Genomic DNA, 15,806 nt, shown 5'->3' on the forward strand with positions numbered 1-15,806 from the left:
CCTGATCACTGTCGTACGCGTGCGTTACGGTTCAGTTGTTCGCACAACGGAGAACAAGGGGTGGGGCATGACCGTGTCCGCATGGAAGCGCGTGGGGGTCACCCTGACGGCCGCGGCCGTCGTCGCCGGGGCAGCCGGCTGCCAGAGCGGCGGCGAGCAGCAGGGCGCCGGGCAGGAGCGCCTGGAGTGGTCATCGGCCACGCAGGTCATCCGGACGGCGTACGAGAAGACGGCCGACGCGAAGTCGGCGAAGGTCCACCTGACCATGTCGATGCCCGCCGGGCTCGCGACCGGCGCGGACAGCGGCGAGCTGGAGATGTCCGGCGTCATGGGATGGAACCCGTCCCAGATGGACCTCACCATGAAGGGCGGCCCCTTCGAGGGCGCCGGCGCCGGCGCGCCCGGCCAGATGCGCCTGCTGATGGTCGACAACGTGCTGTACGTGAAGACGGCCGGTGGTGCGAAGTCCCCCGTCGACGAGCTCTTCGGCGACCGCTGGATAAAGATCGACTTCGCCGCGGCCGCCGAGAAGTCCGGCGACGCCGCGCTGCGGAAGGAGATGACCCGCGGCCTGGAGAACATGAACCAGGACCCGGCCAAGCAGCTCGCCATGCTCCTGGAGTCGCCCAACCTCAAGCACATCGGTCCCGAGAAGATCGACGGCGTCGAGGCGCAGCACTACAAGGGCACCCTCACGGTCGAGGAGATGGTCGCCGCGAACACCTCGCTCTCCGTGCTCAGCAAGGAGGAGAGGGACGAGCTCGTCGCGAACATGAAGAACGGCGGCCTGAAGGCGTACGACACCGAGGTCTGGGTCAACGAGGACGGCTACCCGGTCAAGATGGACGTCGGCATGGTGACCCCGCAGGGCACCATGAAGGTCACCGCGACGTACTCGGACTACGGCACGAAGGCCGGCGTGCAGGCCCCGCCGCCCGGTGAGACCGCCGACATCATGGAGATGCTGGGCGACCTCGTGAAGGGCGCCGAGGGCGGCGCCGACGGTACCGGCGAGGACGCCGGGGCCGGGGCCGCCTGAGTGACCGGTCGCCCGATTTGCTTGACGGCGACCGGTTCCCGTACTCTTCCACGGAAGCCAAAGACCGCTGGTCGCTGCTGTGTCCCAGGACGCGGCAGCCGAAGGATCCGCTAGCTACGGACGGCCTGCGCAGGTGACTGTGGATGTACTCCCGGATGTATGTGTCCGGTCGAGTCACGCCCCGTGCGCCTGCGCCGGGGCGTTTCGTTTTGCCCAGTCTCCTTCCTTCAGCCACTGCGGTCCGAATCACCCGGAAGGAGGCCGAGGCTCATGGCGAGGCCCGACAAGGCTGCCGCGGTTGCCGAGCTGACGGACAAGTTCCGCAGCTCCAACGCCGCTGTGCTGACCGAGTACCGCGGTCTCACCGTGGCGCAGATCAAGCAGCTGCGCCGTTCGCTCGGTGAGAACGCCCAGTACGCCGTGGTGAAGAACACGCTGACCAAGATTGCGGCCAACGAGGCCGGGATCACGACGCTGGACGACCAGTTCGCTGGTCCGACGGCCGTCGCCTTCGTCACCGGTGACCCGGTGGAGTCGGCGAAGAGTCTTCGTGACTTCGCCAAGGACAACCCGAACCTGATCATCAAGGGCGGTGTCCTTGATGGCAAGGCGCTGTCCGCCGATGAGATCAAGAAGCTTGCGGACCTCGAGTCCCGCGAGGTTCTGCTCGCCAAGCTGGCGGGCGCCATGAAGGGCAAGCAGTCCCAGGCTGCCGCGCTCTTCCAGGCGCTCCCGTCGAAGCTCGTCCGCACCGTGGACGCGCTGCGCGCCAAGCAGGCCGAGCAGGGCGGTGCCGAGTAATTCGGCTCGCGCATTGACCGCCGCCTGACACGGGCGACGGTCACAGCGGGCCCAACGTACGCCCGCCTCACATGTACATCCCGGCACCAGCCGAATTAGTGGAAGGACCGCCACCATGGCGAAGCTGTCTCAGGACGACCTGCTCGCGCAGTTCGAGGAGATGACCCTCATCGAGCTCGCCGAGTTCGTGAAGGCCTTCGAGGAGAAGTTCGACGTCACCGCCGCCGCCCCGGTCGCCGTTGCCGCCGCCGGCGCCCCGGGTGCCCCGGCTGCCGAGGCTGCCGAGGAGAAGGACGAGTTCGACGTCATCCTCACCGGCGCCGGCGACAAGAAGATCCAGGTCATCAAGGTCGTGCGTGAGCTGACCTCCCTGGGTCTGAAGGAGGCCAAGGACCTCGTCGACGGCACTCCGAAGCCGGTCCTCGAGAAGGTCAACAAGGAGGCCGCTGACAAGGCCGCCGAGGCCCTCAAGGGCGCCGGTGCCGCTGTCGAGGTCAAGTGACCTGACGCGGGTCTCCTGACTCGTGCGAACGCCCGCTGAGGGCGTTGTGAAGGGCGATCACCCATCCGGGTGGTCGCCCTTCTGCGCTGCCGTGACGTCCGCCTTGCACTGGGACTCCAGGGGAGTATGGTGATCTTCGCCGTGCGCCCCGCGGAGTCAGGGGCCTTGACGAACCGCACGGCGCGCGCAATTCTCAGGACGCGTCGCCACACGATCCAGGTTCCGAGGCATGGATCGGCGACCGAACGGGCAGTATCGAGGTGCGCCGACGGCGCGAGGTGCGCGAAGTTGAGAAGAACGAGGGTCGCGAAATACTCGCCCTGGACATCAGTGGGCCAAGTGGCTACACTGACCCTTTGCGCTGCCTGTTAGCTGCTCCCTGCCCGTCACCAGGGGCATCCCCTCGCAAGAGCACAGTTGACCGAATGCCCTGACCTGGCCAAACGGCTGAAATCAGGAACACTCTGTCGCTGTGACCCGCTTGGGACCGGTACGCGCGTAGTGAGTCCGAGCCCTCGGAAGGACCCCCTCTTGGCCGCCTCGCGCAACGCCTCGACCGCGAATACGAACAACGGCGCAAGCACCGCCCCGCTGCGCATCTCCTTTGCAAAGATCAAGGAGCCCCTCGAGGTTCCGAACCTCCTCGCGCTGCAGACCGAGAGCTTTGACTGGCTGCTCGGCAACGCCGCGTGGAAGGCTCGTGTCGAGTCGGCTCTGGAGTCCGGACAGGACGTTCCCACCAAGTCCGGTCTGGAGGAGATCTTCGAGGAGATCTCGCCGATCGAGGACTTCTCCGGGTCGATGTCGCTGACTTTCCGCGACCACCGCTTCGAGCCCCCCAAGAACTCGATCGACGAGTGCAAGGAGCGCGACTTCACGTACGCCGCGCCGCTCTTCGTCACGGCCGAGTTCACCAACAACGAGACCGGCGAGATCAAGTCCCAGACGGTCTTCATGGGCGACTTCCCGCTCATGACCAACAAGGGCACCTTCGTCATCAACGGCACCGAGCGTGTCGTGGTGTCGCAGCTCGTGCGCTCGCCGGGTGTCTACTTCGACTCCTCCATCGACAAGACGTCCGACAAGGACATCTACTCCGCCAAGATCATCCCGTCCCGGGGTGCCTGGCTGGAGATGGAGATCGACAAGCGCGACATGGTCGGTGTCCGTATCGACCGCAAGCGCAAGCAGTCCGTGACCGTCCTCCTCAAGGCGCTCGGCTGGACGACCGAGCAGATCCTGCAGGAGTTCGGCGAGTACGAGTCGATGCGCGCCACCCTGGAGAAGGACCACACCCAGGGCCAGGACGACGCGCTCCTCGACATCTACCGCAAGCTCCGTCCGGGCGAGCCCCCGACGCGTGAGGCCGCGCAGACGCTGCTCGAGAACTTGTACTTCAACCCGAAGCGCTACGACCTCGCGAAGGTCGGCCGCTACAAGGTCAACAAGAAGCTCGGTGCCGACGCGCCCCTCGACGCCGGTGTCCTGACCGTCGACGACATCATCGCGACGATCAAGTACCTGGTGCAGCTGCACGCCGGCGAGACCGAGACCGTCGGGTCGAACGGCTCCACGATCGTCGTCGAGACCGACGACATCGACCACTTCGGCAACCGCCGTCTGCGCAACGTCGGCGAACTCATCCAGAACCAGGTCCGCACGGGTCTGGCGCGGATGGAGCGCGTCGTGCGCGAGCGCATGACGACCCAGGACGTCGAGGCGATCACGCCGCAGACCCTGATCAACATCCGGCCGGTCGTCGCCTCCATCAAGGAGTTCTTCGGCACCAGCCAGCTGTCGCAGTTCATGGACCAGAACAACCCGCTGTCCGGGCTGACGCACAAGCGTCGTCTGTCCGCGCTCGGCCCGGGTGGTCTGTCCCGTGAGCGGGCCGGCTTCGAGGTCCGAGACGTGCACCCGTCCCACTACGGACGCATGTGCCCGATCGAGACCCCCGAAGGCCCGAACATCGGTCTGATCGGTTCGCTCGCCTCGTACGGCCGCGTCAACGCGTTCGGCTTCGTCGAGACGCCGTACCGCAAGGTCGTCGACGGCCAGGTCACCGACGAGGTGGACTACCTGACCGCCGACGAGGAGGACCGCTTCGTCATCGCGCAGGCCAACGCGCCGCTGACCGAGGACCTCCGGTTCGCCGAGGCCCGCGTCCTGGTCCGCCGCCGTGGCGGCGAGGTCGACTACATCGGCGGCGAGGACGTCGACTACATGGACGTCTCGCCGCGCCAGATGGTGTCGGTCGCGACCGCCATGATCCCGTTCCTCGAGCACGACGACGCCAACCGTGCCCTCATGGGCGCGAACATGATGCGCCAGGCCGTTCCGCTCATCCAGGCGGAGGCCCCGCTCGTCGGCACCGGCATGGAGTACCGCTCCGCCGTCGACGCCGGCGACGTCGTCAAGGCCGAGAAGGACGGTGTGGTCCAGGAGCTCTCCGCGGACTACATCACCGTCGCCAACGACGACGGCACGTACATCACGTACCGCCTGGCCAAGTTCGCCCGCTCCAACCAGGGCACCTCCGTCAACCAGAAGGTCATCGTCGCCGAGGGCGACCGGGTCGTCGAGGGCCAGGTCCTGGCCGACGGTCCGGCCACCCAGGAGGGCGAGATGGCCCTCGGCAAGAACCTCCTCGTGGCGTTCATGCCGTGGGAGGGCCACAACTACGAGGACGCGATCATCCTGTCGCAGCGCCTCGTCCAGGACGACGTCCTCTCCTCGATCCACATCGAGGAGCACGAGGTCGACGCCCGTGACACCAAGCTGGGCCCCGAGGAGATCACCCGGGACATCCCGAACGTCTCCGAGGAGGTCCTCGCCGACCTCGACGAGCGCGGCATCATCCGCATCGGTGCCGAGGTCGTCGCCGGCGACATCCTGGTCGGCAAGGTCACCCCGAAGGGTGAGACCGAGCTGACGCCGGAGGAGCGCCTGCTCCGCGCGATCTTCGGTGAGAAGGCCCGTGAGGTCCGCGACACCTCGCTGAAGGTGCCGCACGGTGAGACCGGCAAGGTCATCGGCGTGCGCGTCTTCGACCGCGAGGAGGGCGACGAGCTGCCCCCGGGCGTGAACCAGCTGGTCCGCGTCTACGTGGCGCAGAAGCGCAAGATCACCGACGGTGACAAGCTCGCCGGCCGCCACGGCAACAAGGGTGTCATCTCCAAGATCCTGCCGATCGAGGACATGCCGTTCCTGGAGGACGGCACCCCGGTCGACATCATCCTCAACCCGCTCGGCGTCCCGTCCCGAATGAACCCGGGACAGGTCCTGGAGATCCACCTCGGCTGGCTCGCCAGCCAGGGCTGGGACGTCTCCGGCCTCGCCGACGACTGGGCCAAGCGGCTCCAGAGCATCGGCGCCGACCAGGTCGAGCCCCGCACCAACGTCGCGACCCCGGTCTTCGACGGTGCCCGCGAGGACGAGTTGGCCGGTCTGCTGGAGAACACCCTCCCGAACCGCGACGGCGACCGTCTGATGCTGCCGTCCGGCAAGGCGCGTCTGTTCGACGGCCGCTCCGGCGAGCCGTTCCCGGACCCGATCTCCGTCGGGTACATGTACATCCTCAAGCTGCACCACCTGGTCGACGACAAGCTGCACGCCCGCTCGACCGGTCCGTACTCGATGATCACCCAGCAGCCGCTGGGTGGTAAGGCTCAGTTCGGTGGCCAGCGCTTCGGTGAGATGGAGGTGTGGGCGCTGGAGGCGTACGGCGCCGCTTACGCCCTCCAGGAGCTGCTGACCATCAAGTCCGACGATGTCACCGGCCGCGTGAAGGTCTACGAGGCCATCGTCAAGGGCGAGAACATCCCCGAGCCCGGCATCCCGGAGTCCTTCAAGGTGCTCATCAAGGAGATGCAGTCCCTGTGCCTCAACGTGGAGGTGCTGTCCTCGGACGGCATGTCCATCGAGATGCGCGACACCGACGAGGACGTCTTCCGCGCTGCGGAGGAGCTCGGCATCGACCTGTCCCGGCGCGAGCCGAGCAGCGTCGAAGAGGTCTGACGGGTCGGCCGGCCGGACCCCAGCGGTCCGGCCGGCCCCGCCCAGCGACCCGTACAGACCATTGATTGACACGAACCCTGAGAGGGATTGACGCATAGTGCTCGACGTCAACTTCTTCGACGAGCTGCGGATCGGCCTGGCCACCGCGGACGACATCCGGCAGTGGTCCCACGGCGAGGTAAAGAAGCCGGAGACCATCAACTACCGCACCCTGAAGCCCGAGAAGGACGGCCTCTTCTGCGAGAAGATCTTCGGCCCCACCCGGGACTGGGAGTGCTACTGCGGCAAGTACAAGCGTGTCCGCTTCAAGGGCATCATCTGTGAGCGGTGTGGCGTCGAGGTCACCCGCGCCAAGGTGCGCCGTGAGCGGATGGGCCACATCGAGCTGGCCGCACCCGTCACCCACATCTGGTACTTCAAGGGCGTCCCGTCCCGCCTCGGCTACCTGCTGGACCTCGCCCCGAAGGACCTGGAGAAGGTCATCTACTTCGCGGCGTACATGATCACGTACGTCGACGAGGAGCGCCGCACCCGCGACCTGCCCTCGCTGGAGGCCCATGTCTCCGTCGAGCGCCAGCAGATCGAGCAGCGCCGCGACGCCGACCTCGAAGCCCGCGCCAAGAAGCTCGAGACCGACCTGGCCGAGCTGGAGGCCGAGGGCGCCAAGGCCGACGTGCGCCGCAAGGTCCGCGAGGGCGCCGAGCGCGAGATGAAGCAGCTCCGCGACCGTGCCCAGCGCGAGATCGACCGCCTCGACGAGGTGTGGAGCCGGTTCAAGAACCTCAAGGTCCAGGACCTGGAGGGCGACGAGCTGCTCTACCGCGAGCTGCGCGACCGGTTCGGCACCTACTTCGACGGCTCGATGGGCGCCGCCGCGCTGCAGAAGCGCCTGGAGTCCTTCGACCTCGACGAGGAGGCCGAGAAGCTCCGCGAGATCATCCGCACCGGCAAGGGCCAGAAGAAGACCCGTGCGCTCAAGCGTCTGAAGGTCGTTTCCGCGTTCCTGCAGACCAGCAACAGCCCCAAGGGCATGGTCCTCGACTGCGTCCCGGTGATCCCGCCGGACCTGCGTCCCATGGTGCAGCTCGACGGTGGCCGCTTCGCGACCTCCGACCTGAACGACCTGTACCGCCGTGTCATCAACCGGAACAACCGCCTGAAGCGGCTTCTCGACCTCGGCGCGCCCGAGATCATCGTGAACAACGAGAAGCGCATGCTCCAGGAGGCCGTCGACGCGCTGTTCGACAACGGCCGCCGCGGCCGCCCGGTCACCGGTCCGGGTAACCGCCCGCTGAAGTCCCTCAGCGACATGCTGAAGGGCAAGCAGGGCCGCTTCCGTCAGAACCTGCTCGGTAAGCGAGTCGACTACTCGGCGCGTTCCGTCATCGTCGTCGGCCCGCAGCTCAAGCTGCACCAGTGCGGTCTGCCCAAGGCCATGGCCCTGGAGCTCTTCAAGCCGTTCGTGATGAAGCGCCTGGTCGACCTGAACCACGCGCAGAACATCAAGTCGGCGAAGCGCATGGTCGAGCGCGGCCGCACGGTCGTGTACGACGTGCTGGAAGAGGTCATCGCCGAGCACCCGGTGCTGCTGAACCGTGCGCCCACGCTGCACCGCCTCGGCATCCAGGCCTTCGAGCCGCAGCTCGTCGAGGGCAAGGCCATCCAGATCCACCCGCTCGTCTGCACCGCGTTCAACGCGGACTTCGACGGTGACCAGATGGCCGTCCACCTGCCGCTCTCCGCGGAGGCGCAGGCCGAGGCCCGCATCCTGATGCTGTCCTCGAACAACATCCTCAAGCCGGCCGACGGCCGTCCGGTGACGATGCCGACGCAGGACATGGTCCTGGGTCTGTTCTTCCTCACCACGGACGAGGAGGAGCGCGAGGTCAAGGGCGAGGGCCGGGCGTTCAACTCGACCGCCGAGGCGATCATGGCGTTCGACGCCCGGGAGCTCTCGCTCCAGGCGAAGATCGACATCCGCTTCCCGATCGGTTCCGTGCCGCCCCGCGGCTGGACCCCGCCGGTCGACGAGGACGGCGCGACCGACTGGCAGCAGGGCGACAGCTTCCGGTTGCGGACGACCCTGGGCCGTGCGCTCTTCAACGAGCTGCTGCCCGAGGACTACCCGTTCGTCGACTACACGGTCGGCAAGAAGCAGCTCTCCGAGATCGTCAACGACCTCGCCGAGCGCTACCCGAAGGTCATCGTGGCGGCGACGCTCGACAACCTGAAGGCGGCCGGCTTCTACTGGGCGACCCGCTCCGGCGTCACCGTCGCCATCTCCGACGTCGTCGTTCCCGAGGCGAAGAAGGAGATCGTCCGCGGCTACGAGGCGCAGGACGAGAAGGTCCAGAAGCAGTACGAGCGCGGTCTGATCACCAAGGACGAGCGCACGCAGGAGCTCATCGCGATCTGGACCAAGGCGACCAACGAGGTCGCCGAGGCCATGAACGAGAACTTCCCGAAGACCAACCCCATCTTCATGATGGTCAACTCGGGTGCTCGTGGAAACATGATGCAGATGCGTCAGATCGCCGGTATGCGTGGTCTGGTGTCGAACGCCAAGAACGAGACCATCCCGCGGCCCATCAAGGCCTCGTTCCGCGAGGGTCTCTCCGTGCTGGAGTACTTCATCTCCACGCACGGTGCCCGTAAGGGTCTGGCCGACACCGCCCTGCGTACCGCCGACTCGGGTTACCTGACCCGTCGTCTGGTGGACGTCTCGCAGGACGTGATCATCCGCGAGGAGGACTGCGGCACCGACCGCGGTCTGCGTCTCCGGATCGCGTCCAAGGACGAGACGGGTGTCCTGCGCAAGGCGGAGGACGTCGAGACCAGCGTGTACGCGCGCTGCCTCGCCGAGGACGTCGTCGTCGACGGCAAGGTGCTGGCCCCGGCCGGTGTCGACCTCGGTGACGTGCTCATCGACCAGCTGGTCGCGGCGGGCGTGGAGGAGGTCAAGACCCGCTCGGTCCTGACCTGTGAGTCCGCCGTCGGCACCTGCGCCATGTGCTATGGCCGCTCGCTGGCCACCGGCAAGCTGGTCGACATCGGTGAGGCGGTCGGCATCATCGCCGCCCAGTCCATCGGTGAGCCCGGTACCCAGCTGACGATGCGTACCTTCCACACCGGTGGTGTGGCCGGTGACGACATCACGCAGGGTCTGCCGCGTGTCGTCGAGCTCTTCGAGGCCCGTTCGCCCAAGGGCATGGCCCCGATCTCGGAGGCGGCCGGCCGCGTCCGGATCGAGGAGACCGAGAAGACCAAGAAGATCGTCATCACGCCGGACGACGGCAGCGACGAGACGGCGTTCCCGATCTCGAAGCGCGCCCGTGTCCTGGTGAGCGAGGGCGACCACGTCGAGGTGGGCCAGAAGCTCACCGTGGGTACCGAGAACCCGCACGACGTGCTGCGCATCCTCGGCCAGCGGGCCGTTCAGGTCCACCTGGTCGGCGAGGTGCAGAAGGTCTACAACTCGCAGGGTGTGTCGATCCACGACAAGCACATCGAGATCATCATCCGGCAGATGCTGCGCCGTGTGACGATCATCGAGTCCGGCGACGCGGAGCTGCTGCCGGGCGAGCTCGTGGAGCGCTCGCGCTTCGAGCAGGAGAACCGTCGTGTGGTCACCGAGGGCGGCCACCCCGCCTCCGGCCGTCCGCAGCTGATGGGTATCACCAAGGCGTCGCTGGCGACGGAGTCGTGGCTGTCCGCGGCCTCCTTCCAGGAGACGACCAGGGTCCTGACGGACGCGGCGATCAACGCCAAGTCCGACTCCCTGATCGGCCTCAAGGAGAACGTCATCATCGGTAAGCTCATCCCGGCCGGTACGGGTCTGTCCCGCTACCGCAACATCCGGGTCGAGCCGACCGAGGAGGCGAAGGCCGCGATGTACTCGGCCGTCGGCTACGACGACATCGACTACTCGCCGTTCGGCACCGGCTCCGGCCAGGCCGTTCCGCTGGAGGACTACGACTACGGTCCGTACAACCAGTAAGCGAGCAGCTGTCTGAAGGGCGGCACCCCGTCACATACGGGGTGCCGCCCTTCGGCGTGTGGTCAGCCAAGCAGGGCCCGGTGGACGCGGTGGAGGGCGTGGACGCCGACGGTCAGGACCGGGGGGACGTCGACGGGCGGGACGCGGCGGGCCAGGGCCAGGGCGTCCACGGCTATCGCGTAGTCCTCGACGACCGACCGGGGCGTGTCCGGGGCGGTCGCGGCTGTGGCGTAGTCGGCCAGGACGTCGCCGTACTCGATGACGGCCAGCCGGATGTCGGTCTCCGTGGCGTCGGTCGTGAGGTGCGGGACCTCGTGTGCCATGACGTACCCCCGTAAGTCGTTTTCGCTGTTCGCTGTTCGCTGTTCGTTCTTCGCTGCTTTGCTGATGAGTGCATTGTCCGCGCAGTGCGGACGGTGCGTCAGGTGGGCGTTGACGCTGTCTTGACGGGGAGTGGTTGCCGGGGTCCGGCAAACCGGTGCCGGACCCCGGCGGGCGGCCGGTCAGCGGAGGGCCAGTTCCCAGAAGGCCACCGCCACGCCCACGCACGCCGTGACCGCGCCGATGCTGGCGAGCGGCCAGCGGGCCCGTTCCAGGGAGTCGAGGCGGGCCTCGTGGTCGGCGAGCTGGCGGTCGGTCTGGTCGCTGCGCTGCACCAGCAGCGCGAGCGAACCGTCGACCCGGGCGAACCCGGCTTCGAGGGTGCCGCGCAGGCGCTCCAGCTCCAGGGCGACCCCGACCGGGTCGTTCGGGTCGGTCTCGGTCATGGGCGGCTCCCGTGGTCGCGGCTGTCGGTACGCAGCCAGCCGGGCAGCAGGGTCTGCACGGCCGGCACGGCCATCACCCGGGTCAGCGCACCGGCGACGGCGAGCGCTGCGGCGACCCACGGGAGACTGGCCGGCAGACCCGCCGCGTCGACCAGGGCCGGCAGGGCGACGGCGAGGCCCACCGCGGTCTGGAGGACGGTACGTGCGGTGCGCTTGGCGGCTTCGGACAGGGGCATGGGCCCTCCTTCGGGCGGGTGTGCGGGGCGGTCAGGCGGTGTACGGGACCTTGAGGGCGTTCCAGGAGGTGCGGCCCGGCCAGCCGTCGGCGTCGGCGCCGCGGAAGCCGAGCTTGCGCTGCCACGCCGCGTACGAGAGGCGGTCCGCCTCGCTCCAGCGCGGGCCCGGGCCGATCCGGTACGCCGAGCAGCCCTCGGCGACCAGCCGGCGGCCCATCGCGGTGACGATCGGGGAGCTGGGGCGGCTCTTGAAGAAGGCCGCGCCGGGGAACGGCTGGTAGCGGGGCTTGGGCTTGGGTTTGGCCGGCGTGGGGGTGGGGGTGGGCGTCGGCGTCGGCTTCGGCGGGGGTGTCGCCTTGTCCAGGCGGCCGGCGATCCGGGCGCGCAGGTCCGGCATGGCGAAGCCGCGCGGGTCGACCTTGTGGTCGGACCACTCGCGGTGCCCGATGACGCTCTTGGCGCCCCAGCCGTGGGCGCGGCAGAGCGCGGCGGACGCCCGTTCGACGGCCTCCAGCTGGGCGGCCGGCCAGGGGTCGATGCCGTCGCCGAGGTTCACGCACTCGAAGCCGTAGAAGCGGGCGTTGCCGTCGACCGCGCCCGCGCTGCCCTGGTGCTCGCGCGGGGCCGGGGGTTTCTCGCCGTACGACTCGTCGACGACGGCGCGCAGGACGTTCGGGTCGCCGCCGCCCGCGTGGTTGGCGCGGCCGCCGCCGACGAGGTGGACGGTGCCGTCCTTGGCGATCACGCCGTGGCAGAGCGGGCCGGGGAGCTGGGAGTAGCCGCGGTGGCAGAGGGAGACGGTGGAGCGGGTTCCGGTGCTGACGGTGTGGTGGATCATCACGCCGTTGACCGGGCCCCAGGCGCCGGTGTGGTTGCGGTGGTGGGTGCGCCAGCCGGGGTGCTCGACGACGGTCACGCCTTCGGCGCGGAGGGCGGCGAGGAGTTGGGCGGGGGTGAGTGGGGTGGCCATGGGCGGGCTCCTGACTTGGGCGGGGGTGGAACGGGGGCCGCCCCGCGCCGGGCGGGCCGTGGCGTGGGCGCGGGGCGGACGGGTGTGCGGGGCGTGGCGGTGCGGGGCGTGGCGGGAGGCGGGACACGTCGGCCGTCGGGGGCTGGTGTGGGTTGGGCGGCTGCACGCCGGTGGTTCCGCTGTGCCCACCCGTTCCGCCCTGGGGGTACCCCCTGCACGAAGTGCTTGGGGGAGGAACGCATGCCCACAGCGGAACGGGCGCGGGGCGGGCGCGGCGTCCGGTGGGAACGCGTACCCACAGCGGAACGCGCCCCGCGGCGGAATGCGGCCCTTGGCGGGACGTGCGCCCCGCGGCGGAGACGCGTGTCCGCAGCAGGACGGGGGCAGTGGGGCGCAGTCAGGGGGACGGGAAGGGGGAGGGGGCTGGGGGGAGGTGGAGTTCGCCGCCTGGTGGGGTGATGACTTCCTCCTCCGTGGGTGGCTGCTTCGGCTCCTCGGGCGTCGGCTCCGGTGGTGGCGCTTCTGTCGGTTCGGGCATCGGGGTCTGGTCCTCCGGTTGTGCGGTCATGACTGGCGGCCCTCCGCGAAGAGCGCGCCCACCGCCGCCGAGCCCGTGCCGGAGGTGCGGCGGCCCTCGATGTAGAGGTTGCTCCAGCTGAACGTGGGCTGGCCGTGCGGCGCGACGATCAGCTGCGTGAACGCCGAGCCGGTCGCCGTCGCCGTCTCGCCGAGCTGCAGCGTGCTCCCGTCCGCCGCCAGGTACCGCACCCGCGCCTCGACCGTCGTGTCGGCGTCCGCCTGGACCCACAGCCCGACCGCGAGCCGCGGGTGCTGGAGGTACATGCCGCCCTGGAGCACCCGCGTCCAGACGGTCGACGTGACGGGTGTGGGCGCCGGGTACAGCGGGATCGGGACGTAGGGGCGGGCGAGGCCGCCGGTCACGGTGTCGTCCGCGACGACGATCTTCCCGAAGCGGTCCCATATGGTCAGCGCCTGTGTGTCGCCTCCGTAGATGCCGAAGGCCAGGCTGCCGTCCTCGCGGCGGATCAGGACGCCCTGCTGCGGGCTGCCGTCGGTGTGCGGCGTGATGCCGCCGATGTGCATGAGCGTGTCCCCGGTCTCGTCCTTCACCATCAGCCGCCCGCCGTCGGTGATGGTGACGTCGCCGCCGGAGATGGTGTTCAGCGCGGGCCGGGTGACGGCGGCCGTGGACAGCCGGTGGACCCGGCGCTGGAGTTCGCGGATGAGGTCGAGCAGGTCCTCGGGCAGTGCGGGCATCAGCGGGCCTCCAGGAAGAGTTCGGCGGTCTCGGGGCGCCCGCGCTGGGGCGGGGTCACCTTGACCCCGATGACCCGGTAGCGGGCGTCGAGCCCCTCCGCGTACCACTCGTCGGTGATGCGCAGCCGTACCGTCCTGCCGAGCAGCATCGGCGGTACGGGGGCCCGGTCGTCGAGCCGGATCGTCACTGCGGGGATCACCACGGCCCCGCGGGCCTCGGCGAGTTCGGCGGCGGCCAGGGCGTCGAGCACGGGTACGGAGCTGACGGACGAGTGGTCGGACGACAGGTCGACGCGCGGCCAGCCGCCGTCGATCAGGTCCTGTGCCACGTGCTCGGCCGAGATGGCCGGGCGGCTCTCCTGGCTCTGGTCGCTGTTGGCGCTGGCGCCGCGCGCCCGCGAGGTGGTGCCGCCGCGGGTGGCGTCGCGCGGGAAGGAGTAGCTGAGCACCGGTCCCGGCCGGTCGAGTACGAGGTCGGTGCTGCCGGTGAACAGCTTGGGGTGGCCGAGGCGCAGCCGCTTCACACGCGCGCCGCTGACCGGGTCGCGGTAGACGGCGATGTGGTGCTCGAAGCCGTTGTCGACCTCCGAGAGCTGCTTGAGGGCCTCGTCGAGGGGTGTCTCGTCGCCGTCCCGCCACACCATGTCGCGCAGCACGCCGGACGTCTCGGTGCCGGTGGTGACCTGGATGTCGCCGCCGTCGGCGGTCTGGATGTGCTGCCACAGCCGCCGGGCGATCTCCAGCTGGTCGAGGCCGGTGTACGTCAGGTCGGCGCGGATACGGCGGCGCCCCGCGTACGAGTCGAACGTGGCCGCCTGGAGGGCGAGGGACAGCACGCCCTTGGCGTCGGCCTGGAGCGTGGACGTCCACAGGATGCCGCCCCACCACAGGTCGCCGCCGCGCTCCAGGTAGACGGCGGTCCTGCCCTCCTCGACGCGGCGGACCCGTTCGGCCATGGCCGCGTTGGGCACCGGGATCGTCCCGGACAGGGAGCCGGCCCGGCCGATGTAGTCGTCGAGCGAGACGTCGCGCAGCGGCAGCACGTCGATGGCCTGGTCGGTGCGCAGGTCGCAGAAGAGGACGCGGTACGGGCTGGTGGCGCCCGTCGTGGCCGTGGGGTTCGTCGGGCTCATGCGGCGGCCTCGTAGGTGGCGGTGCCGATGATCGAGTCGCCGGCCGACCACGTCCACGGCGTCTTCGCGTCGGTGAGCCCGGTGAAGTCGACCGCGGTGGCGTTGGGCTTGCCGGAGCTGAGCTCCAGCTCGAAGAAGCCGGTGCTGGTGAGGCGCAGCCGGGCGACCGCGCGGTTGTTGGTGTCGGCGTTCAGCTCGGCGAAGCCGATGGCCTGGAAGGTGGCGGCGGCCTGGACCGGCAGCGTGAAGCGCCAGTTGTCGGCCGTGCTCCCGTTGCCGAACACGGTCGTGGTGCCGAAGACGAACCGGAAGGTGAAGTGGACGGTCGGGCCGTGCTGCACATACCGGGCCTCGACGACGGCGTTCCCGAACGAGGGGGTCGCCGCCCCGGTGGCGGTGGTCCACACGGGGGTCCAGTCCCGCCACTGCGGCACGGGCGGGTAGGCGGTCCAGGCGGTGCCGTTCCAGCGTTCGAGGCGGCCGCCGGCGTCGCGGTACTGGCCGGCGTACAGGCCGTCGAAGCCGATGGCCGGCACGATGCCGCCGAGCGCGGCGGTCGGGTACCGCTTGTTGGCGACGGCGGTGGCCCAGTCGATGCCGCCGTTCCCGGCGGACGCGCCGGCCCGCACGGTGATGTCGTACAGCGGGATCGCGCTGTCCGGCTTCGGCGGCGCGACGGGCGCGGCGGCCGGGGTGCCCTGGACGAGGCGGACGGCGGCGCCGGTGGTGCCGCTCCCGTCGTACGGGTGGTCCTCGACGTCCAGGACGACGCTGTCGATCCGCGGGTACGAGGGGTCGCCGTCGGCGACGGTCAGCGTCTCGGGTTCGGTGACGGCGACCAGGTACGCGCCCTGGTGGGCGGCGCCCTGGACGACGGCGCGGCCGGTGCCGACGGCGCACTGCATGGCGGAGACGCCGGTGAGGGCGAAGCCGCCGGGGACGATGCCCTGGCGGGAGGTGAGTTCGCCGTTCGGGGTGAGCAGCGCGGAGGTGGCCAGGCGGGTGTCCTCGCGGGTCTGGCCCGAAGGCAGCAGCCAGGCGGTACGTACGGTCATGGGTGACTCCA

Annotated in this window: 12 protein-coding genes; 5 read left to right on the plus strand and 7 right to left on the minus strand. The window is 69.4% G+C overall.

Annotation, left to right across the window (positions count from 1 at the left end):
- The first annotated feature begins 67 nt into the window (after nucleotides 1-67).
- The 5 genes from HTZ82_RS15305 (at nucleotide 68) to HTZ82_RS15325 (ending at nucleotide 10,356) form a co-directional block, all read left to right on the plus strand.
- Nucleotides 68-1,039, plus strand: coding sequence for a hypothetical protein (locus HTZ82_RS15305; RefSeq protein WP_175409928.1), 972 nt, complete (start codon nucleotides 68-70; stop codon nucleotides 1,037-1,039).
- A gap of 270 nt (nucleotides 1,040-1,309) precedes the next feature.
- On the plus strand, nucleotides 1,310-1,840 hold the full coding sequence (gene rplJ, locus HTZ82_RS15310) for a 50S ribosomal protein L10 (RefSeq protein ID WP_175409929.1): 531 nt from the start codon (nucleotides 1,310-1,312) through the stop codon (nucleotides 1,838-1,840).
- Nucleotides 1,841-1,955: 115 nt separating this feature from the next.
- Nucleotides 1,956-2,342 carry a 50S ribosomal protein L7/L12 gene (rplL, locus tag HTZ82_RS15315; RefSeq protein WP_175409930.1) on the plus strand — a complete coding sequence of 129 codons (387 nt, stop codon included), beginning with the start codon at nucleotides 1,956-1,958 and terminating at the stop codon, nucleotides 2,340-2,342.
- A gap of 531 nt (nucleotides 2,343-2,873) precedes the next feature.
- Nucleotides 2,874-6,359 (plus strand): DNA-directed RNA polymerase subunit beta, encoded by a 3,486-nt coding sequence (gene rpoB / locus HTZ82_RS15320; RefSeq protein WP_175409931.1) that lies wholly within the window; start codon nucleotides 2,874-2,876, stop codon nucleotides 6,357-6,359.
- A 97-nt stretch (nucleotides 6,360-6,456) separates the two neighbouring features.
- A complete protein-coding gene (locus HTZ82_RS15325; protein ID WP_175409932.1) occupies nucleotides 6,457-10,356 on the plus strand; it encodes a DNA-directed RNA polymerase subunit beta' in 3,900 nt (1,299 codons plus the stop codon).
- A 62-nt stretch (nucleotides 10,357-10,418) separates the two neighbouring features.
- On the opposite strand, the gene HTZ82_RS15330 is transcribed toward HTZ82_RS15325, so the two are convergent.
- The 7 genes from HTZ82_RS15330 to HTZ82_RS15360 all read right to left on the minus strand — a co-directional run bounded on the left by HTZ82_RS15330 (nucleotide 10,419) and on the right by HTZ82_RS15360 (nucleotide 15,795).
- Entirely contained in the window at nucleotides 10,419-10,679 is a 261-nt protein-coding gene (locus HTZ82_RS15330) for a hypothetical protein (protein ID WP_175409933.1), read from the minus strand.
- 180 nt (nucleotides 10,680-10,859) lie between these two features.
- Nucleotides 10,860-11,123 (minus strand): hypothetical protein, encoded by a 264-nt coding sequence (locus tag HTZ82_RS15335; protein ID WP_175409934.1) that lies wholly within the window; start codon nucleotides 11,121-11,123, stop codon nucleotides 10,860-10,862.
- Nucleotides 11,120-11,353 (minus strand): hypothetical protein, encoded by a 234-nt coding sequence (locus HTZ82_RS15340; RefSeq protein WP_175409958.1) that lies wholly within the window; start codon nucleotides 11,351-11,353, stop codon nucleotides 11,120-11,122. Before HTZ82_RS15340 ends, HTZ82_RS15335 begins: the two co-directional genes overlap by 4 nt.
- A 37-nt stretch (nucleotides 11,354-11,390) precedes the next feature.
- Nucleotides 11,391-12,329 carry a peptidoglycan-binding protein gene (locus tag HTZ82_RS15345; protein ID WP_175409935.1) on the minus strand — a complete coding sequence of 313 codons (939 nt, stop codon included), beginning with the start codon at nucleotides 12,327-12,329 and terminating at the stop codon, nucleotides 11,391-11,393.
- A 564-nt stretch (nucleotides 12,330-12,893) separates the two neighbouring features.
- The gene (locus tag HTZ82_RS15350; protein ID WP_175409936.1) at nucleotides 12,894-13,607 is read right to left on the minus strand and encodes a hypothetical protein; all 714 of its coding nucleotides are present in this window, start codon (nucleotides 13,605-13,607) and stop codon (nucleotides 12,894-12,896) included.
- Nucleotides 13,607-14,740, minus strand: a complete 1,134-nt coding sequence (locus tag HTZ82_RS15355; RefSeq protein WP_175409937.1) for a hypothetical protein — start codon at nucleotides 14,738-14,740, stop codon at nucleotides 13,607-13,609. The genes HTZ82_RS15350 and HTZ82_RS15355 overlap by 1 nt, the downstream gene beginning before the upstream one ends.
- Complete coding sequence (locus HTZ82_RS15360; protein WP_175409938.1) at nucleotides 14,737-15,795, minus strand: hypothetical protein; 1,059 nt, start codon at nucleotides 15,793-15,795, stop codon at nucleotides 14,737-14,739. The genes HTZ82_RS15355 and HTZ82_RS15360 overlap by 4 nt, the downstream gene beginning before the upstream one ends.
- Between the last annotated feature and the right edge of the window lie 11 nt (nucleotides 15,796-15,806).

Source organism: Streptomyces sp. TRM64462 (assembly GCF_013362995.1).
Taxonomy (GTDB): Bacteria; Actinomycetota; Actinomycetes; order Streptomycetales; family Streptomycetaceae; genus Streptomyces.